20 protein-coding genes are annotated in these 22,813 nt (G+C 37.3%); 11 read left to right on the top strand and 9 right to left on the bottom strand.

Annotated features, from left to right (window positions below):
• Positions 1-84 precede the first annotated feature (84 nt).
• Positions 85-837 (top strand): enoyl-CoA hydratase/isomerase family protein, encoded by a 753-nt coding sequence (locus ACH3O9_RS04340; RefSeq protein WP_416444748.1) that lies wholly within the window; start codon positions 85-87, stop codon positions 835-837.
• A 54-nt stretch (positions 838-891) separates the two neighbouring features.
• On the opposite strand, the gene ACH3O9_RS04335 is transcribed toward ACH3O9_RS04340, so the two are convergent.
• The 4 genes from ACH3O9_RS04335 to ACH3O9_RS04320 all read right to left on the bottom strand — a co-directional run bounded on the left by ACH3O9_RS04335 (position 892) and on the right by ACH3O9_RS04320 (position 5,516).
• Entirely contained in the window at positions 892-1,437 is a 546-nt protein-coding gene (locus ACH3O9_RS04335; protein ID WP_416446622.1) for a DUF4136 domain-containing protein, read from the bottom strand.
• 186 nt (positions 1,438-1,623) lie between these two features.
• On the bottom strand, positions 1,624-1,782 hold the full coding sequence (locus tag ACH3O9_RS04330) for a DUF5522 domain-containing protein (RefSeq protein WP_416444747.1): 159 nt from the start codon (positions 1,780-1,782) through the stop codon (positions 1,624-1,626).
• Between the two features lie 70 nt (positions 1,783-1,852).
• Positions 1,853-3,700, bottom strand: coding sequence for a PA14 domain-containing protein (locus tag ACH3O9_RS04325; protein WP_416444746.1), 1,848 nt, complete (start codon positions 3,698-3,700; stop codon positions 1,853-1,855).
• 1 nt (position 3,701) lies between these two features.
• Positions 3,702-5,516 (bottom strand): PA14 domain-containing protein, encoded by a 1,815-nt coding sequence (locus ACH3O9_RS04320; protein WP_416444745.1) that lies wholly within the window; start codon positions 5,514-5,516, stop codon positions 3,702-3,704.
• Between the two features lie 352 nt (positions 5,517-5,868).
• Between ACH3O9_RS04320 and ACH3O9_RS04315 the strand changes: the two genes are divergently transcribed.
• From ACH3O9_RS04315 to hemL, 4 genes are read left to right on the top strand one after another with little or no spacing between them, the layout of a single operon-like run.
• A complete protein-coding gene (locus ACH3O9_RS04315; protein WP_416444744.1) occupies positions 5,869-6,195 on the top strand; it encodes a hypothetical protein in 327 nt (108 codons plus the stop codon).
• Positions 6,192-7,124 (top strand): 1-aminocyclopropane-1-carboxylate deaminase/D-cysteine desulfhydrase, encoded by a 933-nt coding sequence (locus ACH3O9_RS04310; protein ID WP_416444743.1) that lies wholly within the window; start codon positions 6,192-6,194, stop codon positions 7,122-7,124. The genes ACH3O9_RS04315 and ACH3O9_RS04310 overlap by 4 nt, the downstream gene beginning before the upstream one ends.
• A 1-nt stretch (position 7,125) precedes the next feature.
• The gene (locus tag ACH3O9_RS04305; RefSeq protein ID WP_416444741.1) at positions 7,126-7,962 is read left to right on the top strand and encodes a glucosaminidase domain-containing protein; all 837 of its coding nucleotides are present in this window, start codon (positions 7,126-7,128) and stop codon (positions 7,960-7,962) included.
• A gap of 7 nt (positions 7,963-7,969) precedes the next feature.
• Positions 7,970-9,256: a glutamate-1-semialdehyde 2,1-aminomutase gene (gene hemL / locus ACH3O9_RS04300; protein ID WP_416444739.1), complete on the top strand. Its 1,287-nt coding sequence runs from the start codon at positions 7,970-7,972 to the stop codon at positions 9,254-9,256.
• 76 nt (positions 9,257-9,332) lie between these two features.
• On the opposite strand, the gene ACH3O9_RS04295 is transcribed toward hemL, so the two are convergent.
• On the bottom strand, positions 9,333-9,767 hold the full coding sequence (locus ACH3O9_RS04295; RefSeq protein WP_416444737.1) for a DUF4890 domain-containing protein: 435 nt from the start codon (positions 9,765-9,767) through the stop codon (positions 9,333-9,335).
• 154 nt (positions 9,768-9,921) lie between these two features.
• Here ACH3O9_RS04295 and ACH3O9_RS04290 point away from each other — a divergent pair, with 154 nt between their 5' ends.
• Entirely contained in the window at positions 9,922-10,176 is a 255-nt protein-coding gene (locus ACH3O9_RS04290; RefSeq protein ID WP_416444735.1) for a hypothetical protein, read from the top strand.
• A 67-nt stretch (positions 10,177-10,243) separates the two neighbouring features.
• On the opposite strand, the gene lysS is transcribed toward ACH3O9_RS04290, so the two are convergent.
• Entirely contained in the window at positions 10,244-11,935 is a 1,692-nt protein-coding gene (gene lysS, locus ACH3O9_RS04285) for a lysine--tRNA ligase (RefSeq protein ID WP_416444733.1), read from the bottom strand.
• Positions 11,936-12,055: 120 nt separating this feature from the next.
• Between lysS and ACH3O9_RS04280 the strand changes: the two genes are divergently transcribed.
• A complete protein-coding gene (locus ACH3O9_RS04280; RefSeq protein ID WP_416444731.1) occupies positions 12,056-12,214 on the top strand; it encodes a YqaE/Pmp3 family membrane protein in 159 nt (52 codons plus the stop codon).
• A 56-nt stretch (positions 12,215-12,270) separates the two neighbouring features.
• A complete protein-coding gene (lipB, locus tag ACH3O9_RS04275) occupies positions 12,271-12,987 on the top strand; it encodes a lipoyl(octanoyl) transferase LipB (protein WP_416444729.1) in 717 nt (238 codons plus the stop codon).
• Positions 12,988-13,069: 82 nt separating this feature from the next.
• Here lipB and ACH3O9_RS04270 read toward each other — a convergent pair whose 3' ends face one another.
• The 3 genes from ACH3O9_RS04270 to ACH3O9_RS04260 form a co-directional block, all read right to left on the bottom strand.
• A complete protein-coding gene (locus ACH3O9_RS04270) occupies positions 13,070-13,762 on the bottom strand; it encodes a hypothetical protein (RefSeq protein WP_416444727.1) in 693 nt (230 codons plus the stop codon).
• A 128-nt stretch (positions 13,763-13,890) separates the two neighbouring features.
• Positions 13,891-16,374 carry a DUF3352 domain-containing protein gene (locus tag ACH3O9_RS04265; RefSeq protein ID WP_416444725.1) on the bottom strand — a complete coding sequence of 828 codons (2,484 nt, stop codon included), beginning with the start codon at positions 16,372-16,374 and terminating at the stop codon, positions 13,891-13,893.
• Between the two features lie 32 nt (positions 16,375-16,406).
• Positions 16,407-17,009 (bottom strand): ribonuclease HII, encoded by a 603-nt coding sequence (locus tag ACH3O9_RS04260; protein ID WP_416444723.1) that lies wholly within the window; start codon positions 17,007-17,009, stop codon positions 16,407-16,409.
• Positions 17,010-17,353: 344 nt separating this feature from the next.
• Here ACH3O9_RS04260 and ACH3O9_RS04255 point away from each other — a divergent pair, with 344 nt between their 5' ends.
• The 3 genes from ACH3O9_RS04255 to ACH3O9_RS04245 are packed head-to-tail and all read left to right on the top strand — an operon-like array spanning position 17,354 to position 22,806.
• Positions 17,354-20,575 carry a SusC/RagA family TonB-linked outer membrane protein gene (locus ACH3O9_RS04255; RefSeq protein ID WP_416444721.1) on the top strand — a complete coding sequence of 1,074 codons (3,222 nt, stop codon included), beginning with the start codon at positions 17,354-17,356 and terminating at the stop codon, positions 20,573-20,575.
• A gap of 18 nt (positions 20,576-20,593) precedes the next feature.
• The gene (locus tag ACH3O9_RS04250; protein WP_416444719.1) at positions 20,594-22,066 is read left to right on the top strand and encodes a RagB/SusD family nutrient uptake outer membrane protein; all 1,473 of its coding nucleotides are present in this window, start codon (positions 20,594-20,596) and stop codon (positions 22,064-22,066) included.
• Positions 22,067-22,086: 20 nt separating this feature from the next.
• Positions 22,087-22,806 (top strand): hypothetical protein, encoded by a 720-nt coding sequence (locus ACH3O9_RS04245; protein WP_416444717.1) that lies wholly within the window; start codon positions 22,087-22,089, stop codon positions 22,804-22,806.
• Positions 22,807-22,813 lie beyond the last annotated feature (7 nt).

The following is a 22,813-nucleotide window of genomic DNA, read 5'->3' as shown; positions in this document are numbered from 1 at the left end:
CAGCATCTTGATTTTTTGTATTGCTAGAATTTAACCATTATTTTTAGCATTCTAATAACCAAAAATCTAATTCCTGATATTTTTATGGAAGATCAATATGTAGAACTGGAGCACCAATCAGGAATTGCTACGATAACTTTTTATACTCCAGATCACAATGCACTACCGTTGTCTATTTTAAATGAGTTAAAAGATAAGATAGAAGAAGCGGGAGGGCTTGATGAGGTAAAAGTAATAGTCTTAAAAAGTGGAGGTGACCGCACATTCTGTGCTGGAGCTAGTTTTAAAGAGCTCATTGCGATTGAAAACGATGCAGACGGGGAAAAGTTTTTTATGGGCTTTGCAAATGTTATTCTTGCAATGCGTTCCTGCCCCAAGTTAATAATAGGTCGCGTTCAGGGAAAAGCTGTAGGGGGCGGAGTAGGGCTGGCAGCGGCAACAGATTATTGTTTTGCAACTAAATATGCCTCGATTAAGCTTAGTGAAATAAGCATTGGTATTGGCCCATTTGTTATAGGCCCCGCGCTTGAGCGAAAAATTGGGGTTTCAGCTTTCTCCCAAATGACTATTAATGCTAAAGGCTTTTATGACCCGCAATGGGCAAAAGAGAACGGTTTGTATGCAGAGGTCTATGAAAATATAGCAGAGATGGATATGGGGATACAGACACTCACAAATAACTTGATCACTTATAATCCGGAAGCTCTCAAAGCCAGCAAAACGGTTTTTTGGGAAGGTACAGAATCGTGGCCGGCCCTTTTGCAGGAACGTGCTAAAATGAGTGGATCTCTGGTTCTTTCTGAATTTACAAAGAAAACCTTACAAGGATATGATTAATAAAAAAAGGCCTGAAAAACAGGCCTTTTTGATATGAAAATCGGCAGTTTTAGCCTAATTATCGGCTAATTTAGGAGGATATTCAGTCATAATTTCCTGAACAATCTCATTTATTCTGTCTTGTTTTTTACTTACATCTTTTGCCAGATAACCTGTACCCTGACCTTGCCACACAAGTTCTTTCTTACCTGCATCAATTAGGTCTATGTAAAGCGTACCTTCTGTACTTCGTGATATAGAGTTACCATAACCGTAACCACCCCAATAAGGATTATAAGGTCCCCAAGGACCCCAGCCCCAACCATAGTTATTGTATACATCTACTCTTTGTTGAGCAGTGGTAAAAATGCTTACGAGCATTTCAGGATTATCAGATTTAGTAAAACCTTTTGCTGTAAGTTGAGCTTCAATAGCTCGCATTATACGTTTTTTATCAAGGTCTGATATTTCTGCTTTGTCAATCCCGGGCTTAAAAAAAGCAAAGGTTTTATATTGGTTAAAGTTTGTGCTTTGATCGTAATCTGATGCTACTTTTACACTGCTGCATGAAGAAAAGGCTGCAATGATCAAAACTAATAACAAGGGTTTAAACGCTTTCATCATTATAATTTTATGAGATTAGTACTGTTACTTGAGCCTTATTAAGTTACTAAAGCATTTGCAAAATTCAGCAAAGAAACCTAGAAATAATAGCTAAAGTTTTCACAAGAATATTCATCAAGTATTGTACCACGTTTATTTATGAGACTTGATTGAACAGGAGCTTGATAAGCTCAAAATAGAAAACTATTTCTTAGAATTTTCTTTGTAGGGGCAGTGCCTGCAATTGCTGTCACAACAGTAACCACGTTTTAAATGATACTGCTCAGTAAAGCACCGATAACCTTGTGGTGTAAGGTAATAATCTCCTTCTTCTAGCGGAATATGTTTTTTGAAATAAGACACGTGCAAATATAGACTAGAAAAGCTTTTTATTTGAAGATACAAAAACTAGGCTTTTAATGTCAATTTTAGGCTATTCAACGGTAAAATCGGAAGCCTTGATAACTCCTGTTTTTCCATCAGTATTTGAGCCCCAGGAAAATTTAAAATCAAATGGGCCCGTATATTGAAAGTACCAAAACTCAAACTTGTGTTTGCCTTTTCCCAAATTTGCAGATCCGGTTTGATCTAAACCACCTGAAGGCGCACTTAGCCAACTATCTAATACTATCGAGCCGTCAATATAAAGCCTAACTCCATCATCTGAATGAGCAGAGAAATTAAAATTTCCTGAATTCATAACTTCATAAGTTCCGGTTATTTTTATAACATATCCGGTATCATCAGTAGTAGGGTTCATAGTTGCTATAGCCGCATTAGAATCGAGAATGCCATTATATGCCCCTGATTTAGTTATAAGAGTTTCATATTCAATATTATCAATATCAGGTGCTGAATTTTCTGCTATGTCATAAGAATAAAATTGCATACCAGGATGTATAGTACTGGTATACGCTTTTATGAGATTCCATCTATTGTTATCCCAATAATAAAAACCTTCTACCACATTATTGGGTGAACTTCCTGCTGCTGTGGTATTATAAACTAAGAGTCCATCAGGTTCTGCAGCCTGAATGGTTGCGTTATCTGTAATATTTTTTAATTGAACTTTATTAATAAGCAAACCTTGATTAGATCTGCCCATGTCTATAGAAGCACTTATGGCAGGAGATACATTATTAATACCCAGTGACCCGGCGGCATTTATATTTATATCATCTTCATAAATACCGTTTCCGTTATTCATTACAGCTAATTCAAGGACCGCGTCATGTCCTGAAGAGGCACTTCCTCCTTTATTATCCTGATATTGTATAAAAGCATAATCACTGCCCGAGTTATAACCACTGGGAAAGACGATAGAAGATTTTCCTCCATCATCTCCATGCTCTATTATTATGGTGCCCTCTGTTGCTGAAACAGGAGAGCCGGAGGTTTCATATATAGTGAATGTATTATTGGGATTGTTCGTGTTTATACCAACGAGCCCATTGGTATATATGTTGTCATCAATACTAATAGGAGCATTCGTGCTTTTTTCAAGATACCAGTCATTGTTTGTTTTTCTATACCTGTCTTGAGTAGCCTCTTCAATTAAATTTCCGTTATTATCTACGTTTAAAAAGTACGCAAGCGTTCCTGAAAAATTTCCTTTACCGTAAGCATTGAGAGTTATTCCGTTATCATTTCTTAAAGTTAATGTAGGAGTTAGGCTGTTAGGATTAGAAACGTTAGAACCCGTTGCAAAAACCAGATCTGTTCCTGTGTTGGGTTTTACGTATATGGCGTTGTCATAATAATTGCCAGAATTTCTAAAACTGAACCCGTTTTCTAATGAATTATCTGTACGTTTAAGAATGTATGAATTTCTATTGGTAGAGCCAGAAAGAGAGAGGCTTTGAGTACTTGCGTTTATGATCCGATTTGAATTTAGAGCACTATTTGCTGTGTACAAATTTATATTGCCTGTATTGATTTTCTGCCATTTGGCAGAATCCCAATAATAAAAGCCTTTTCCTGTTGAGGTATTTGTATTATATACAATTAATCCCTCTTCAGCAGCTCCGGTTATAGGTGATTGATTATTTAGATTTATAATATTTACTTGAGGTAAAAGCAAACCCTCTGTAGCATTAACACCTCCTATATCTAGAAGCGATGATTCATCAGGGTTAATGTTACCTATAGCTATTTGTGCATAGATATTTATATTGAGTAGAAGAACCAAGAAACTTAACCGTTTTAATAGTTTAATTATCAATACAAATCCCTTAGCTTGAATTTTTCGGCTTACAATTGAATAGTATATTATATCTAACATGCTATTCAATTGTAAAGTCTGTAGCTTTCATAGTTCCGCTAAGGCCATCGGGATTCGCTGCCCATTCTAATCTTAATTCTTGTCCCCCAGCGTTCTCGTAAAACCAAAAAACAAATTGATGCTTACCTTTTGCAAGCGGTATGGCTGCAGAAGAAGGTAAAGGGTTTTCAAGTCCACTATCACTCCAGTCGTTAAATACGAGAGAGTCATCTATATAGATACGACCACCGTCGTCAGTTCCCATCTTAAAAGTGAAATTACCAGCAGTTTTTACAGTATATGTACCTACTATTTTAATTGCAAAACCATCAGAATCGCTTACTGCTGGATTCATAGCTGCAATAGCATCATTATTAAGATTGCCGGCATAACCACCAGATTTAGTTACTATAGTATTTGTTTCTAAAATTCTTATATCAGGAGCATTTTGATTACTTATATCATACGAATAATATTGTACGCCTGCTGCCGGGCTGTTTCCTGTATTATTGAAACTATTCCATTGAGCATTATCCCAATAATAGAACCCTTCTACAACATTATTAGGGGCGGTTCCTGCGGGAGCAGTATTGTATACTAAGAGTCCGTCTGGTTCTTCACCTACAATTGTATTTGTATCTGTTCTGCTCTGAAGGGCTACTCTGTTAATAAGAATACCTTGATTATTTCTTGCCAGATGCAGCGAAGCGCTGGGGCTTGGAGCACTTGTATTTATACCTAATGAACCAGAAGCATTTATATTGATATCATCCTGCCAAGGAGTATCTGGCCCATCATTAGACGTACCTATTTCAAGCAGACTGTTTTCAGTTGTAGAACCGTTACCACTGCCATCATCCTGATATTTAATATAGCCATAATCACTTCCTGAGTTAATTGCGCTTTTAAAGACTATTGAAGATTCACCAGTACCGTCAGTATTACCATGTTCTAATAATATTGTCCCAGTGTTAGGACCAGCTACTGTACCCATTGCTTCGTAAACATGAAAAGTAGCCTGTGGGTCTAGAATATTAATACCAACATTGCCGTTTGTGTAAATATTATCGCCAATGTCTGTAGGTGGCGAAGTAGTACTGGCCTTAAACCAGTCTTTGTTAGCTTGAGAAGAGGCTACTCCCTGGTCTATTTCTAATACATTACCGTTAGTATCTATCCCTAGAATATGAGATGGAGCACCACTCTTACTACCGGTGCCGTATCCATTTAGCACAAGACCGTTATCATTTTTTAACGTGAGTGTGGAAGAAAGATTTGTAATTGTAGATGAAGTACCTCCCGTAGCAAAAACTAAACCTTGATTAGTGCCAGGTTGCATATAGATATTGGCATCGTAAGCATTGTCAGAATTTTGGAAAGCTATTCCCTGTTCTGTATTGTTATTAGTACGCTTAAGTATAAAAGCGTTTCTACCTTGGTTGCTGGCTAACTGCAAAAAGTTATTTGATGCGCTTATTGTCCTGTTTCCTGCTAAAGTACCGTCTGCAGTGTAAAGATTATCTGCTGAACCACTACTTACCTTTATCCAGCTTGAACCGGACCAATAATAGAAGCCTTTACCTGTAGTAGTATTAGTATTATATACTAAAAGACTCTCTGCTGCTGTGCCAACTATTGGATTCTGGGAGCTTAAATTAGGTATATTAACACGAGGTATCAAGACTCCTTTATCTCCAGCGGAGTTATGAATGTCTAATAAAGAGGATTCATGTGGTGATATGTTTCCTATCCCCACTTGTGCATAACAAGCAGTTGTGATAATTAAAAACAATGTAAATAAAACAATACGATTTTGGGGGTAATTTATTCTATTCATGCGGTATACGGAAATTAGGGTGGACGAATTTAATTTTTTTATGAGCGTCTAACCTAATTATATACGTGCTTTTTCCTCTTAAAGTTTTGTAAATCTGTGTATTATGTCGATTATATAAACTCTTTATCGAAGTTATAATTTTGCATAATAGGGTATTTTTTGAAATTTAAATTTCAACCGCGTATTTAATTTTCAATAATTGCTTTTTGCATGTATTTTGCGATTTTCATATCACTATTACCCATTTTGTAATTATCGTTGATAGATAAATTGCAAATTGACTGCTTGTCATGCTTCCATATCCTGCCTTCTTCAAAATCCTTTACCTTTGCAACATCAATTTTTAAAATGCATGTTGGTCATTATTAACAGAGCTTTAATCGCAAAAGGTTACGCTGGTTTTGCAGTTTGGCCATTAGTGGTTCTCAGGAGTAAATCTCTTAAGAGCGATGTTGTGTTTATGAACCATGAGCGTATTCATTTAAGGCAACAATTAGAGTTGCTTGTGATTCCTTTTTTTATTTGGTATGCTGCAGAGTTTTTAATTAGACTTGCTCAATACAGAAATGCGTATCTAGCTTATCTAAATGTCTCTTTTGAGAGAGAAGCTTACGCGAAAGAAACCTCGCTTTCTTATTTAAAAATCAGGAAAAACTGGTCATTTTTCAGGTATTTATGAGCATTTTTCAGGGAGATTTTCAAAGTGAAAACGCCTTTGTCTATAAAGACAACAAAAGCGGAGTAGAACTTTTTATGAAAAGAGAAGATCTATTGCATCCCGAAGTATCCGGAAATAAATTCAGAAAATTGAAATATAATTTCGCTGTAGCGAAAGCCCAAGGTTTCAAAACACTACTCACATACGGTGGCGCCTTTTCAAACCACATTGCAGCTACTGCCAAAGCAGGTCAACTTGAAGGTTTTAAAACTATTGGTATTATAAGAGGTGACGAATTAGCAAAAAATATCTCACAGACTTTAGAGACAAATGCAACATTGCGCTTTGCGAAAAAGTGCGGTATGCAATTAGAATTTATAAATCGGGAAGATTACAGAAGAAAGGAAACGGCAGATTTTAAAGAAGAAATGATTGCTCAATTTGGTGATTTTTATGAAGTGCCAGAAGGTGGAACAAATCATCTTGCAGTAAAAGGGTGTAAAGAAATCTTAAGTAAAAACGACGCTTCTTTTGATTACATCTGTTGCGCGGTAGGAACCGGTGGCACAATTTCCGGAATTATAGAAGCGTCTAAAAATAGCCAGGAAATAGTCGGTTTTCCGGCATTAAAAGGTGATTTTTTAAGCGATGAGGTCAAAAAATACACCCAGAACACAAATTGGAGTTTGATACAGGATTATCACTTTGGCGGTTATGGCAAAGTCACAGATGAATTGGTTTCATTTATTAATGAGTTCAAATCAAAATATAATATTCCTTTAGATCCTATTTATACAGGGAAGATGGTTTACGGGATAGTTGATATGATAAAGAGGGGAAAATTCTCTTCAAATACTCGTATTTTAGCCGTTCATACGGGAGGACTTCAGGGAATATCTGGAGTTAATTCTCGTTTGCATAAAAAAGGAGCTCAAATCATAAAAATTTAATATGCTGAAAAAGATAGTACTGGTTGCAGTTGTAGCACTATTTATAACAAGTTGTGGCGGTTCTAAAAAAGCCGCTCGTAAAAAAGCTAAAGTAAGATCTACAGAGATCGTTATAAAAGCAGAACCTACAGAAACCCCTGCAGAGACTCAACCAGAAACTAAAGTAGCGGTAGAAACAGCTCCCGTAGATAATGTAGCAGGTTACATAAATGCATATGCAGAGATCGCTAAAGAAGAGATGCGGCAGTACGGCATACCGGCAAGTATTACACTCGCTCAAGCGGTTTTAGAATCTGGTGCCGGTCGTGGCGAACTCACACGCAAGGCTAATAATCACTTTGGTATTAAGTGCCATGACTGGAAAGGCGCTGTGGTGTATCACGACGACGACGAGAAAGGAGAATGTTTTAGAAAATATAAAGATCCCAAATTTTCATTTAGAGATCACTCCTTATTTCTTACTGGCAGACAACGCTACAATGATCTTTTTAAATTGCGAAAAGATGACTATGAAGGTTGGGCAAAAGGTTTGAGAGCTGCGGGTTACGCAACAGATAGAAAGTATCCTGAAAAATTGATAGCCATCATAGAAAACTACAAACTATATTCTTTTGATGAAGAAGTGTTGGGTACATCAGGCAGATCAGCGAGAAGTAACAACAATACTTCGGCAGAAGAAGAAATAAGTAAGTATACTGTACAAAAAGGAGAGACGCTTTATGCTATCGCCAGAAAGCACAATTTAACAGTAGAGACTTTGAAAAAATATAATGGGCTCACAGATAATACCATCTATGAAGGGCAGGTATTGTATGTAAAACCCATAAATAAAGGATAAAATAAGTATGATTTATAAGAGAAGTAGCGCACTTTTCGCGCAAGCTCAACAAGTAATTCCTGGCGGAGTAAACTCACCAGTTCGTGCATTTAAAGCAGTAGGAGGTGATCCTATTTTTGTAAAAGAAGCAAAAGGCGCTTATTTATATGATGAAGACGGCAATAGATTAATAGATTATATAAACTCATGGGGTCCCATGGTTTTGGGACATGCATACAAGCCGGTTGTAGATGCTGTAATAGAAAAGGCGCAAAAGGGAACTTCTTTTGGTATGCCTACAGAAATTGAAACACAGATCGCAGAACTTGCGGTTGCTATGGTGCCAAATATTGATAAAATACGTTTTGTAAATAGTGGTACTGAAGCTTGTATGAGCGCTGTGCGGTTAGCTCGCGGTTATACCGGAAGGGATAAGATCATCAAATTTGCTGGTTGTTATCACGGTCATTCAGATTCATTTTTAATACAGGCGGGGAGTGGCGCGGTTACTTTTGGTTCGCCTAATAGTCCGGGGGTTACTTCTGGAACTGCAAAAGATACATTGCTTGCAGAATACAATAACCTGGAACAGGTTGCCGAAATTTTTAAGGCCAATCCCGGTGAGATTGCTGCTATAATCATAGAACCTGTTGCGGGTAATATGGGTTGTATTCCTCCGGTCGAAGGATTTTTACAAGACTTGAGAGCTCTTTGTGACGAGCATGCCAGCTTATTGATCTTTGATGAGGTTATGACGGGTTTTAGACTTGCTGCCGGTGGCGTTCAGGAATTAATGGGCGTGAATGCAGATATTGTAACCTTTGGTAAAGTGATAGGTGGTGGTTTGCCTGTAGGTGCTTTTGCTGCGCGAAATGAAATAATGGAATATCTGGCACCTTTAGGTCCGGTTTATCAGGCAGGAACACTTAGCGGAAATCCATTAGCGATGGCAGCCGGTCTTGCGATGCTTAAAGCGCTGAGCAACGAACCTGAAATTTTCTCGCGTCTGGCAGAAAAAACAGAATATCTACAGAAGGGGATGACTAAGGTTTTAGCAGAACATAATATCTCACACACAATTAACCGTGTAGGTTCTATGATCTCTGTACATTTTAGTGCAGACGCCGTTACAGATTTTAAATCTTCGGCTAAAGGAGATAATGAAACTTTTAAAAAGTTCTTCCATGGTTTGCTGGAGAACGGAATATACATCGCGCCCAGCGCCTATGAAACCTGGTTTATTACAGATGCTTTAACTTATGAAGATCTTGATGAAACCATTGAGGTGATAGCAAAAGTAGCTGCTACCCTATAACTTGAAGTGTCTATTTTAAGGAATAAAAAAAGGCTGTGCCAATCAAACACAGCCTTTTTCAATAAACACTAACCAATTAATTCTTGTGATTGCGTCTTTCACGCATCTTGTGCATTTTCTTTTTGTGTTTTGCGCCTTTCATTTTGCGCCACTGTTCAAATTGTTTTTCATTTAAAATGCTTTTCATCTTTTGCTGATAAGCGATTTGAGTATCAAGCATGTCGATTTTATGATCTATATGAGCGGTTTTGTCTGCTTTTTCACTGCTTTTTGCTGCTTGTCTCTCTACCATTTTAGCTTTCATTTTCTCTGCTGCGGTAAGATTAAGATCATATAACTGCTTTTGTTGCTGGTCATTTAATACCAAAGCTAACGTAAGGCGTTTTGTTTGTAATTGCGCCATTTCCTGCGGAGTAACATTTGCAAACATTCTTCCTCGTTCTGGTCTTTTCTCCTGGCCTGTCATAATTATAGTTGCCATAAAGAAAACTGCGGCTAATACATTTTTCATATTATATATTGTTACATTTTTAGTTTTTGACTACTAATTATCAAGAAGGTTTATTTTAAGGCCGATTTTTTAACATTCTGACCGATTTTTAGGTCTTAAAAGCCGCTTTTGAAACTTCTTTTAAAAGTAAAATCAACTCACTAAAATAGACATTATGGAAATGGTAAATATTTATAGAGAGCGCCCCATGGATTTTAAAGAGTGGGCTTTAAATATTTTCTTAGCCTCTCTGCCTATAATAGGCTTTGTACTGTTGCTCGTCTGGGCATTTAGTAGTTCAGAAAATAGTCAAAAACAGGAATGGGCTAAAGGAAGACTGCTTGTTGCTTTTTTGGGGTTTTTATTTGTAATGGTAATTTTATTCTTCTTTGGCGGTCTTGCTTTTATAGGAGCGGCGTTTGATCATTAGAATGAATAAAAAAGACCACTCTAATTAAGAATGGCCTTTTAAATAAAATATAATTTTTGGCGAAAGCCTATTCCTGCAATTCGCAGATCATAGTGCCATCTTCTTTTTTAATTTCTATAACACCCAGTTTGGTAAGAGATTTAAAACTCTTATCCATCGCTTTATTGCTCAGGTTTAGTTTGGCTTTAAGTTCACTTAATTCTAATTTTTTGTGCTCTTTTACTACAGCCAGAACTTCTTTTTCTGCTTCATTTAGATCAAGAGGTTTCTTCTCTGGTTTCATTTGTGGGAAGAATAGAACTTCTTGTATAGATGAGTTGTTTGTCATAAGCATCACCAGTCTGTCGATACCAATACCAATACCTGCTGTAGGCGGCATACCATATTCTAATGCTCTAAGAAAGTCCTGATCAATAAACATTGCTTCGTCATCACCTTTTTCGCTTAAAGCGAGTTGGTCTTCAAAACGGGCGCGTTGCTCAATAGGGTCGTTTAACTCAGAATAGCAATTGGCGATTTCTTTCCCGTTTACCATAAGCTCAAAACGCTCTGTAAGATCAGGATTGTCGCGATGTTGCTTTGTTAATGGGCTCATTTCTTTTGGGTAATCTGTGATGAAAGTAGGCTGTATGTAATGATGCTCACATTTCTCACCAAAGATCTCATCAATAAGTTTACCTACACCCATGGTGTCGTCTACCTCAATGCCCAGATCTCTGGCTATGGTTGCCAGTTCACTTTCAGATTTGCCGGTAACATCATAACCAGTGTGTTCTTGAATAGCCTGCAAAATAGGTACACGTGGGTATGGCGCTTTAAACTCGATCTCGTTCTTGCCTACTTTTATTTTGCTGTTTCCGGTAGCGTTTACAGCAACTTTCTCAAGAAGTTTTTCAGTAGTATCCATCATCCAGTTGTAGTCTTTATAGGCTACATAAAGTTCCATAACCGTGAACTCAGGATTATGAGTGCGATCCATCCCTTCATTACGAAAATCTTTAGAGAATTCATAAACTCCGTCAAAACCACCTACAATTAGTCGTTTAAGATAAAGTTCATTAGCAATACGTAAATACAGCGGAATATCTAGCGCGTTGTGGTGTGTCATAAAGGGTCGTGCAGCTGCACCTCCCGGTATAGGCTGAAGAATAGGAGTCTCAACCTCAAGATAACCACGCTCGTTAAAAAACTCGCGAATCGTATTTGTGATCTTGGTACGTTTTATAAAAGTATCACGCACATTTCTGTTTACGATAAGATCTACATAACGACGGCGATAACGCAACTCGGGATCTGTAAATGCGTCGTGCGTTTTACCTTCGGTATCTGTGCGAGGTTGTGGTAAAGGTTTTAAAGACTTGCTTAGTATGCTAAACGATTTAACCATTATGGTTTTCTCGCCTACCTGAGTGGTGAACATTTCGCCTTCAAGACCTACAATATCACCTATGTCAAGCAGTTTTTTATAAACATTGTTGTACAGGGTTTTGTCATCACCGGTACAGATCTCATCGCGGTTAAAATAAACCTGTATGCGGCCTTCTGCATCCTGAAGTTCTGCAAATGAAGCCTTACCCTGAATACGACGCGTCATAAGACGGCCCGCTATCTTCACGTGCTCACCATCGTTGTACTTTTCTTTAATATCTTTTGACGTGTGTGTGATATTAAATGTCTCTGCAGGATAGGGATCAATCCCCATTTTACGTAAAGCGCTTAGTTTTTCTCGTCTTACGATTTCTTGTTCTGAAAGTTGCATACAGCTTTTACTATTTAGCCCGCAAAGATAAGTACTCACAAACTAGAAATCAATATATGTAACGAAAGGTTATGAATGTGGTCTTATATGTATAGTTAGACTAAAAAAACTACGAGTATTATGAGTATCTGGCGTGTGATCCTGGCAGTTTTCTTCCCTCCATTATCTGTGATAGGTAAAGGTTGTGGCTCTATGATTATAGTTTTTGTGTTGTGGATATGTGGCTGGGTGCCAGGAGTAATTGCTGCGCTCATTATATTAAATAACCCAAAAAGATAATTTTCTACAGCCGGTAACGACAAATCAGGTTTTAGGAATGTATTATCTTTGTGGGTATGAATAAGAAAGTAAGTATTATAGATCTGGGGAGTAAGGATTATAAGGAAACCTGGGATTTTCAGGAGTCGCTTTTTAAAGAAACTCTTGATGTCAAGATACGCAACAGGAGAGAGGAGACTAATCTTATAACTCCCAATCACTTCTTATTTGTTGAGCACCCTCATGTGTATACACTGGGCAAAAGTGGTGATATAAGTAACCTGCTTGTTAATGAAGAACAACTGGCTGCTAAAGGCGCTACTTTTTATAAAATAAACAGGGGCGGCGATATTACGTATCATGGTCCTGGCCAGATCGTAGGGTATCCTATTCTTGATCTTGAGAATTTCTTTACAGATATTCACAAATACCTGCGCTTGCTTGAAGAAACTATAATACTCACACTCGCAGATTATGGTATAAAATCTGAGCGCTCTCCCGGCGAAACAGGAGTTTGGCTTGATGTGGGGACACCGTTTGCACGAAAGATCTGCGCGATGGGAGTGCGTGCCTCACGATGGGTAACTATGCATGGTTTTGCTTTTAACGTTAATGCAGATCTGGGTTATTTTGATAATATCATTCCCTGCGGAATACGAGGTAAAGCGGTAACCTCTCTTAATGTAGAATTAGGAAAAGAAAAAGTAGATATTGAAGAGGTGAAAGAGAAGATTCTTCAGCACTTTGCTCAACTTTTTGAAGCAGAACTATCTGTTGAAAAAGTGGTTGTTTAGCAACTATTTACAGGTGCAGACTCAGGAGCGATTATTAAAAATCTATTTCGCAGAAAAACATCCAAAGTCTGAAATCTGAGAGTTATTTACTAAAGGCGGTTAGGACACTACTGCTTGCTACTCTGCCTTTATTGTCATAATCTTCTTGCTTTACCATACCCACACCTTCTGCTATCCATTGTTTTGAGCTGCTTTGTCGTGACATGCCCATATTCAATTCGGTTGTATATGTGATCACAAAACAATCAAAAGTCCCCGCCGCGGTTGTAACCTGTTCTTTACCTTCTACTTGTCGGTTTGTAATATTTACTTGAAGCTGCATTTTCATGGGCGCCATACTTATATCCATAGTCATGTTTGCATCTGGCAAAGTTTTACCCACTTCCAGGTTAGCGGGAATCTCCATATTTGTTCCAGATATTTTATAATCCAGATTTTTATATTGATCTAGCATCCCCGGCGGCATCAATGATTTAAAATCTATAGATATAGCGCCATTTATACACAACACATCAAAAGTGGTTGCGACAAGATCTTTTCCCTTGTCATCTTTAACGGTTGTTGCAATGGTGGCTTTTTCGCCTTGAGCTGAAGATTCTATAGACTCAACGAGATAATCTGCTATTGCAGCGGCTTTGTCTTTTTTGTCATAAGTAGTTATCTGGAATTTTGCGCCCTCAGTAAATGGATAATACCGGGACCGGGAGCAAGAGTCTTGCGCGTATAAAAACTGCGTTGCGATAAAAGTAAATAGAAATAAAATGGTTGCTTTCATTATTGAATTCTAATAGATTAAACGCTTCAAAAATTGTTGTTCTATCTAAAAGTACTAAAATGAAATCGCGATTTATCCCCTGATTTATGGGGTATTTTGACCCTTTTTTACCCTAAAAGGGCCGATTTTTAATTGATCCTATATATAAGGACAGAGTCGCTCTCGCCTTTTACTACAAATCCCAGGTTGGCATTTCGCTTCAGGTGACCTAAATCTGGTGCAGAATCACCATAAACCGGGAAATTGGGCAACAGACCTCCTTTTATGTCAAAAACAAAAACGCGTTTTGCCGTTTCATCAAGCAGTGTAATATATTTTGATTTACCTGCTTCCTGAATGCTTAAACCAGAGTAAAGACCAAAATCGAGTTCGTTCTCCTTATTATTTACAATGAGCCGGTTGTTATCAATAATTGCCTGTGTATTGTTTAATTGAGCTACTGCAAAACCATCGGTAAGATTTTTGTCTTTTTTAGTGACTTTTCCCTTTTGATCTATATGAAACTGAACACCATCTTTATCTACAAGTTCAAAACCGGTATTAGCTTCTGCAACAGGATACTGGCTAAAGTTGAATTTTAACTCGACAGGAACTCTCTCATCACCAGTACGATCGAGAATGTTTAAGGTTCCGTTCTGTTGTTGAATGGTGATGTAATCTTTTGTGCCTATACGAATATGTTTGGGCGGTAGTATGATTTCGCTTTTAGCGGAAGTAAATTTAAAACCGTTAACGATCGCAGCTCTGCTGTCATACATTAGCAGGTTCTTGCCCTGCGTTACTACAAATCTGTAATTTCTGTTATTATCATAATCAAAAACCGAAAGTGGTTGCGTTATATCGTCATTAAATTTTAGAGGGAAAGGCGCTACTTCATTGCCGTTTCTGTCTAAAATATAAAAGGTGTCGCTCGTGGTAAAAGCAAGTTGCAACCTGCCATTCTTGTACAAATCTACCTGACTTATTTTACCAAGTATTTTGCTGGCAAGCTGTTTTTGCCATAATATTTTACCGTTATTATCTATAAGATAGAGCACATGGTTTACATCCTGCACGGCAACATCCATACCTTTTGTGCGGTGATTGTTGACCAGCTGGGGCGATATTGCAAGGTCTGCGGCTAGTTTTACGCTCGCAATCTGGGAGACGGCACCGGCATCTGGTTTTACAGAATTTTGCTCGATAAGCGCATTAAAGTGTAAAAAATCGTCCTCTTCTATAAGCTGGGCAACGACAAAGGGATAAAGGGAGAGATCAATTTCTTTAAGATCATTCTTTAAATCTGTAGAGCCTTTTACAGTCATTTTTTCTTTTAATTTTTCGCTATTAGCAAAAAATAATAAGGACTGCTCGTTACTCACTTTCTCGATAATTGTTCTAAAATTCTCTCTTTCGTCTAAAGTGGTTTTATTCTGAATATTGGCAATAACCGTTTTTAGAATGTCCTGATCTTCTGCAAAAATTAGAAAATCATTTATTGCGCTATAAAAGGGAAGTGAAGGCGGGGCAAGCAATTCTTTGAAGTCTTTCTGTATGGCAAGAGAATCGTTAAAGGTGTTTATAATAATGTCGCGATATGTTTCTGCTTCATTGCTGGCAGCAAGTAACGATTCTTTAGCGAGTTCTATATCTGTAGTATGAATGGCCAGAGCGTTTCCAGCTTTTAGTGAAATAATACCAATTTCGTCAGAATTACTATAGAGATCGTTTAAATATAGAGCAAAATCCTTGGGTTGAATTTGGCGTAATTTTGCCAGATTTTTGATGTAAGAACCGAGGTTTTTATAACTGAATGAAGTAGCGGCGGTGGCTTCTGCGGGAACTACATTTGCAATTTGCGACGTGGTGCGCTTTGTGTCTTTAAGTAGCGCAAGTCTGTTTTTTAAAGTTTCGTCATACGTTATAACTCCATTTATTTCTATTGACGAAGTTGCAATGTCAAAATCTAAAGCGGCCCATTTAAATGCTGCACCTATAAGCTTAGGACTGGCAGAGCCCAGAATATTTCTGGATAATTGTTGGGCATCGCTGCCGCGCACATACATATTTACCGTAGCCGAATTAATACCTGTTTTATATAATTTCTGAAAATCGGCATCAAAAACTGTTTCGCTTTTTTCTTCGCGTATTTTATTCTCTATAAGGAGCCTTGAAGTACTTGCCAGGAAAGTTGATTCTATTGTAGTAAAATATAAAGTGTTTTCTCCTTTAGTATATGACGAAATAGTGTTGTCATTATATTCAACCTGTTTTATCGAACTCTGTAGAACACTATCTTGTTTAAAAAGTGAACTACTGTTTTCTGTTACCAGCGAAATGTCATATTCATTTTTTCCTAAAGAAACGAAAGAGATCAAAACTTCAGATTTTGGATTAATAAGATTGAAATTTGAACTCTTCTCCTGTATAACATTATAAAGCTCACTTTTAACGAACTTCGAAAGTAAGGCGTTATTATTTAAAGCATTTTGAAAATCTGTCCATTTATTTACCTTTAATATAACTGAAGAATTACGTGGTATAAAAGGTATGAGAGATGATTGGTTTACTGGGTTTTGATCACACCCGATCAATAGAAAAAGCAATACAATAAGTGCTAAGTAATATTTCATAGTTTAAAAAAGGTCTCGCTTAATAAATGAGGTTAAAGATTAAGAACTAATTGTTCAGGAAGCAATCTAAAGCTTTTGCGGTGATAAGGAGTTATGCCATATTCTTTAATTGCTTCTCTGTGTTCTTGTGTAGGATATCCTTTGTTTTGTTTCCAATTATACATTGGATATTCTTCATTAAGTAATTGCATATACCTGTCTCTTTCTGTTTTGGCCAGAATAGAGGCAGATGCGATTGATAAGAACTTGCTGTCTCCTTTTATAATACATGCGTGACTACAACCCATATAGATCTTAAATCTATTGCCATCTACTAGTATATGTTCAGGCCTCTTTTTCAGCTTATCTATTGCCAGATGCATTGCTTTAATAGAAGCGTTAAGGATATTTATTTTGTCGATTTCTTCAGGATAGACATGAGCTATGCCAAAGGCGATAGCGGCATCTTCTATTATAGGTCTCAGTAATTCGCGAGATTTATGAGAAAGCAGTTTAGAATCTGTAATCAGTTTATTCTCAAAGTCATCTGGCAAAATAGCTGCTGCAGCTGTCACCGGACCTGCGAGACAACCTCTGCCAGCTTCGTCAGTTCCGCATTCAATAAGTAAATTTTGAGATTTTAATTGTAAAGACATATTGCGACAAAATTATTAAACCGCTTAGTCATATTTAAATTTTAAGAAGGAGTTTTTTAGGTAGGTTTAGTTATTTGATAAAGCTTTTAAATATATAATTGATAACAAGATGTTTAAGGTGTTTTGTTTAACGATCATTTAGATTTCCTACAAACAAATTTAACATTTTGAAAGATATGGAATGAAATTGCGAAAACGATGCAGCTTTGTTAATCATTTGGGTAAATGACTTGTATTTTTTAGAGATATACTGTGTTAAAGTTTACAACCGCACATCTTTTTTTTGCGTATGTAGGAAAAGTTTATGATGTTTGCCGTTGGCTAATTCAAATAAATTAAATTACATGAAATCAAAAATTACAATGTGTTTTGCCATGGGATTGCTGTTCTTAACACAGCTTGCTATGGCTCAACAAAAAACAATCACTGGTACTGTTACCGATGATAGTGGTATGCCTCTTCCAGGTGTGAATATCGTGGTAGAAGGTACAAATACAGGTGCTCAAACTGATTTTGATGGTGTTTATCAAATAGCAGCTTCCGCAGGAGAGAGACTTGTATTTACTTATATAGGTTTTGCATCTCAAACTATTACAGTAGGAGCTTCAGACACTATTGATTTACAGTTAGAAGCAGGTTCGGAAACTCTGGACGAGGTTGTGGTGGTAGGGTATGGTACTGCTACAAGACAATCTTTTGCTGGTACTGCAACAACTGTAAAAGCTGAGCAGCTTGAGGCTAAATCATATTCTAACGTAACACAGGCCCTAGCGGGTGAGGTTGCCGGTGTAACTGTAATTAATACTTCAGGACAGCCAGGTACTACTTCTACTGTGCGTATTAGAGGTTATGGTTCTGTGAATGGTAACCGTGATCCCCTATATGTCGTAGATGGCGTGCCTTTTACGGGAGGCTTAAACTCTATCAACCCCGCAGATATAGCTACTACAACTATATTAAAAGATGCTACTGCAACTGCAATTTATGGTTCTAGAGGTGCTAACGGTGTTGTTTTGATAACTACTAAAAAAGGTAAATCTGGTGAAGATTATATAGATGTAGAGGTTAAAACAGGTATCAATTCGCAATTAATCCCTCGTTATGATGTTATAAAATCCCCAGAAGAATATGTAGGATACGTATGGGAAGGTATTTACAATAGAGGTGTTATAAACGGAGAGGCAGACCCCGTAGGTTATGCTAACTCTAATTTATTCACTAATAATTATGTAGATCCTGGCTACAACATGTGGAATGTAGCTGACGGGGGTGAGCTGATCGACCCCGCTACACATATGGTAAGACAGGGAGTAACAAGAAGATATACGCCGCAAAGATATGAGGATTTAGCTTTTGATTCTGGTTACCGTAAAGAGGCTAACCTTAGAATGGGTGGTGGAAATGAAAAATCTAACTACTATGTATCTGTAGGGTATTTAAATGACGATGGTTATGCCATAAAAACGGGATATGATCGTTATACTACTCGTTTAAGCTTAACTTCTGATGTTAAGGATTGGTTGACCATAGGTGCAAATATAGGTTATGCCTATTCTGAGACCATAGCCAATGGGCAAACTGTAGGTTCTGAAAACTTATTTGAATTTGCAGATAAGATGGCTCCTATATTTCCTGTTTTCTTAAGAGATAATAATTATAATCTTGTTCCAGATCCAATTTTTGGTGGTAATCAATATGATTACGGAACAGATTCTGGGTATAGAGCCCGTCCAAACGCAAACAACCTGAACCCTATTGCTTCGGCGTTATATGATTCAGATCAGTTTAAGCGTCATGAACTTAACGGGAGTTTTTCTTTTGATGTTGATATTACAGATCATTTAACATTTGAATCTCGCTTTGGAGCACAATATTTTATGGAGCGTGAGAAGGATTTTAGAAACCCATTTTATGGTGGAGGTCGTTCTAATGGAGGTGATATTTTCACAGATGATATAGAATACTTAACTAAGAACTTCTTACAATTATTCCGTTATAAGAATCAATTTGGGGAACATTCTCTTGAAGCCCTTGTAGCGCATGAAAGTAATGATGTTAAGCGCACGGAAACTACTCAGTATAAAGGTTTAGCTGTAAGTCCAAAACTTCTTGAATTAGATAACTTTGTAGTTAATTTGAGTCCAGCAACGGGTTACTCTGAAGGAGCTACAATAGAATCTTTCTTTGGTCAGATTAATTACGACTATGCTGATAAATATTATTTAACTGGATCTGTGCGTAGAGATGGTTCTTCAAGATTTGTAAATGATAAATGGGGAACTTTTGGCTCTGTAGGTGCTGCATGGGTACTTTCTGGTGAAGACTTCATGAAAAGTGATTTTGTGAATTTCCTTAAGCTTAAAACCTCATATGGTATTTTAGGTGATCAGGCTGGTGTAGATTATTATTCTGGATATGATACCTTTAATGTAAGTAATGTAAATGGTATTGCTGTTTCGGCTAATACCAATGGAAATCCTGAATTAACTTGGGAAACATCTAAGATGTTCCAGGCAGGGGTTGAATTTACTTTAGGTAATTTCTTAGATGGTAACATTGATGTATATAATAAACTTACTGATAATCTTATTTTTGATAGAAGAGTAGGTCCTTCTCAGGGTATTGCTATTATTACCGTGAATGATGGAGAATTACGAAACCAAGGTTTAGAATTTGACTTAACAGGTCATTTAGTGAACACAGATGATTTTAGATTAGACTTATCTGTAAATGGATCTATGATAAAAAATGAGATCGTTACAATGCCTATTGAGCCTTCAACTGGAGAGCCTAGAATATTAGATACATCTGCATCTCCATATGGTTATTCTCAAGGAAGCTCTATATATGAGTTTTATATGCGTGAATGGGCTGGGGTAGATCCTTCAGACGGTGCGCCTATGTGGTTTCAGTACTTTAACGATGTAAATGGTAACGGGGTATTAGATGAAGGAGAAGATGGTATTGCAGACATGGCTACTTACATAGATGCCAATCCTGATGCAACCGTTGCTAAGCAAGTAACTAAAACCTATGCAGATGCTACTAATAAGTACGTTGGTAAATCTGGTATTCCTGATCTTAGAGGTGCTTTTAGATTAACAGCTGGCTACAAGAATTTTGACTTCTCTATGCAATGGACTTATGGATTAGGTGGTTATGCGCTTGACAACCAGTATGCAGAATTAATGAGTGATCGTTTTGGAGCTGTTGGTAACAACTATCACACTGATATTGCTGCTAGATGGCAGAATCCGGGTGACATCACAGGTGTGCCTCGTCTTGCAGATGGTATTGATCAAAATAGCACAGCAACGTCTACAAGGTTTTTAACCAAAACAGATTACCTGGCTCTTAATAACGCTAGAATAGGTTATACACTGCCCAAGTCTTTTTCTGAAAGATCAGGTGTAGATTTAGTAAATCTTTATGTATCTGGAGATAACCTTTATGTAAAGACTGCCAGAGATGGTTTTAACCCTACTACCAGCGAAAGCGGTGCTTCTGGCCGTAGGTTATATGCTCCATTGACTACGATCACTATGGGCGTAAGAGTTAAATTTTAAAAAATAAAAAAGCATAATATGAAAAGTATAATCAAATTGCTATCGCTTACCGCTCTAATTATGGTAGGTTGTAGTGAAGACTATTTAGATGAGAAGCCCTCGGAGTTTCTTACTACAGATCAGATTGCAGATGCTGCTGAGAAAAATCCTGACGTTATAGCAGGTACTATTACTGGGATTTATTCTTTGATGGTTCAAACTGAAACGGGAGGAACCACGGGGCATGATGATTTTGGCCATAAAGGATATGATATTTTTAGCGATTTTCTATCTGGTGATATGGCACTTTCTGTAAGTACTTATGGTTGGTATAGAGCGAGTATTACAGAATTTCAGGGTACAACAGATTTCACGAATCAAGATAATTATCAAGTTTGGAGATACTACTACCGTATTATACGTTCTGCAAATACTGTTATTGATGCTCTAGGAGGTAATGAAATTGTACCTGAATTGGCAGAGAATAAATATTTATTAGGACAAGCGAAGGCTATACGTGCTCATTCTTATTTTTACCTGACTCAATATTTTCAGAATTCTTATAATCCATCTCAGGAAATACTTCCCCTTTACGATGATTTACTAGATCAAAATGGTCCAAAGGTGGCGGCTTCTGTGATTTATGATTTAATAGAAACTGATTTATTATCTGCTATATCACTTATGGACGGTTTTAACAGAGCATCTAAGAACGAAATTAACCAAAATGTAGCTAAAGGTATTTTAGCATATGTCTATGGGGCTATGGGAAGAGATGCGGATGTGAAGAGAATAACAGGTGAGATTATCAATTCTGGAGAGTTCCGTATTATGAATTCAGCTGAAGTGCTAGCTGGGTTTAATGATATAAATACTCCAGGTTGGATGTGGGGTATAGATCTTACATCAGATTTTGGTTTAGGCCTTGTTTCCTGGTGGGGACAGATTGATGCATTTACCTATAGTTATGCATGGGCTGGTGACGCCAAAGCTATCGATGCAGATTTATATGCTGAAATTCCTGCAGATGATGTTAGAAAAGATCAATTTGAGGCTCCTTCAGGAAGCTACTACGATTTATTACCTCTTAACAAATTCTACGATCCAAATCGTGTTATTGGTGGGCAGTCTGTTGTTACTACAGATTATGTGTATATGAGAGTTGCAGAAATGTATATCTTACATGCTGAGGCTTCGGCTAAAACAGGTGATGAGGCAAGAGCTAAACAGGTTCTCAAAACATTGCTTGATCAGCGTGTTGATGATTCATCATATGTTGATGCTTTAAGTGGTCAGGCATTGCTTGATGAGATCTATTTGCAATCTCGTATTGAGCTTTGGGGTGAGGGTAAAACTTACCTTGCTCTTAAGAGAAACAAAAGATCTACAACTCGAGGAGATAATCATTTATCATTTGTGGGTCAAACCATACAATATGATGATGAGCGTTTGACTTTTGAGATTCCAGAATCTGAAATTCAGAATAACCCATTTGTTAACGACCAAAATTGATTATAATTAATAGAGAAATTATGAAAAAAATATTAATACTATTCAGTTTAGTTCTGTCTATAACTTTTGTAGGGTGTAATGATGATGATGGTGCTTCTTTAAGTAATTATGTGACTTTCGAAAGCACAGGATATCAATTTGGCGTAGATATAAATTCTTCAAGTTCTAACGATATTAAGGTTTATACTAGTGATATTAGTGGTACAGATAGAACTTATGCAATTACTGTTGTAGAAGCCGGAACTACTGCAGATCCTGCAGCACTTACTATTCCTAGTGCGGTTACTGTTCCTGCTGGGTCTAATGAAGGTGTATTTACAGTTGAAATAAGCGACTTGAACATTGGGTCTAATGGTAAGACTTTAGAATTGGGTTTTGTGCCTGAGGAAGGGGTTTTTATTGGGGAGAACCTTTCTATTAGTGTATATCAGGTTTGTCCTACTCCTACTTTAGATATTGACATCCTTTTTGATGGTTACGGAAGCGAGACTTCATGGGAATTAGCAGATGCTGAAGGAACTGTTATTTATAGTGGTGGTAATTATACAGATGGACAGGTTTCTGCTTATAGAGGTCTATGCCTTCCTTCTGGAGATTATACCTTTACCGCTATGGATTCTTATGGAGATGGTCTTTCTTATCCTGCTGATGGTTCTTTCACATTAAGTTATGGAGGAGAGGTTATAGGGGTTATTACAGGAAACTATGGTAGTTCTCAATCAGTAACATTTAGCTTGTAAAGTTTGA

The organism is Leeuwenhoekiella sp. A16 (assembly GCF_047946675.1).
Taxonomy (GTDB): Bacteria; Bacteroidota; Bacteroidia; order Flavobacteriales; family Flavobacteriaceae; genus Leeuwenhoekiella.
This window is presented reverse-complemented; position numbering and strand designations above follow the sequence as displayed.

Coding starts and splice junctions, on each gene's coding strand:
- ACH3O9_RS04340 (WP_416444748.1), top strand. CDS start 85: ATGGAAGATCAATATGTAGAACTGGAGCACCAATCAGGAATTGCTACG.
- ACH3O9_RS04335 (WP_416446622.1), bottom strand. CDS start 1,437: ATGAAAGCGTTTAAACCCTTGTTATTAGTTTTGATCATTGCAGCCTTT.
- ACH3O9_RS04325 (WP_416444746.1), bottom strand. CDS start 3,700: ATGTTAGATATAATATACTATTCAATTGTAAGCCGAAAAATTCAAGCT.
- ACH3O9_RS04320 (WP_416444745.1), bottom strand. CDS start 5,516: ATGAATAGAATAAATTACCCCCAAAATCGTATTGTTTTATTTACATTG.
- ACH3O9_RS04315 (WP_416444744.1), top strand. CDS start 5,869: ATGTTGGTCATTATTAACAGAGCTTTAATCGCAAAAGGTTACGCTGGT.
- ACH3O9_RS04310 (WP_416444743.1), top strand. CDS start 6,192: ATGAGCATTTTTCAGGGAGATTTTCAAAGTGAAAACGCCTTTGTCTAT.
- ACH3O9_RS04305 (WP_416444741.1), top strand. CDS start 7,126: ATGCTGAAAAAGATAGTACTGGTTGCAGTTGTAGCACTATTTATAACA.
- hemL (WP_416444739.1), top strand. CDS start 7,970: ATGATTTATAAGAGAAGTAGCGCACTTTTCGCGCAAGCTCAACAAGTA.
- ACH3O9_RS04295 (WP_416444737.1), bottom strand. CDS start 9,767: ATGAAAAATGTATTAGCCGCAGTTTTCTTTATGGCAACTATAATTATG.
- ACH3O9_RS04290 (WP_416444735.1), top strand. CDS start 9,922: ATGGAAATGGTAAATATTTATAGAGAGCGCCCCATGGATTTTAAAGAG.
- lysS (WP_416444733.1), bottom strand. CDS start 11,935: ATGCAACTTTCAGAACAAGAAATCGTAAGACGAGAAAAACTAAGCGCT.
- ACH3O9_RS04280 (WP_416444731.1), top strand. CDS start 12,056: ATGAGTATCTGGCGTGTGATCCTGGCAGTTTTCTTCCCTCCATTATCT.
- lipB (WP_416444729.1), top strand. CDS start 12,271: ATGAATAAGAAAGTAAGTATTATAGATCTGGGGAGTAAGGATTATAAG.
- ACH3O9_RS04270 (WP_416444727.1), bottom strand. CDS start 13,762: ATGAAAGCAACCATTTTATTTCTATTTACTTTTATCGCAACGCAGTTT.
- ACH3O9_RS04265 (WP_416444725.1), bottom strand. CDS start 16,374: ATGAAATATTACTTAGCACTTATTGTATTGCTTTTTCTATTGATCGGG.
- ACH3O9_RS04260 (WP_416444723.1), bottom strand. CDS start 17,009: ATGTCTTTACAATTAAAATCTCAAAATTTACTTATTGAATGCGGAACT.
- ACH3O9_RS04255 (WP_416444721.1), top strand. CDS start 17,354: ATGAAATCAAAAATTACAATGTGTTTTGCCATGGGATTGCTGTTCTTA.
- ACH3O9_RS04250 (WP_416444719.1), top strand. CDS start 20,594: ATGAAAAGTATAATCAAATTGCTATCGCTTACCGCTCTAATTATGGTA.
- ACH3O9_RS04245 (WP_416444717.1), top strand. CDS start 22,087: ATGAAAAAAATATTAATACTATTCAGTTTAGTTCTGTCTATAACTTTT.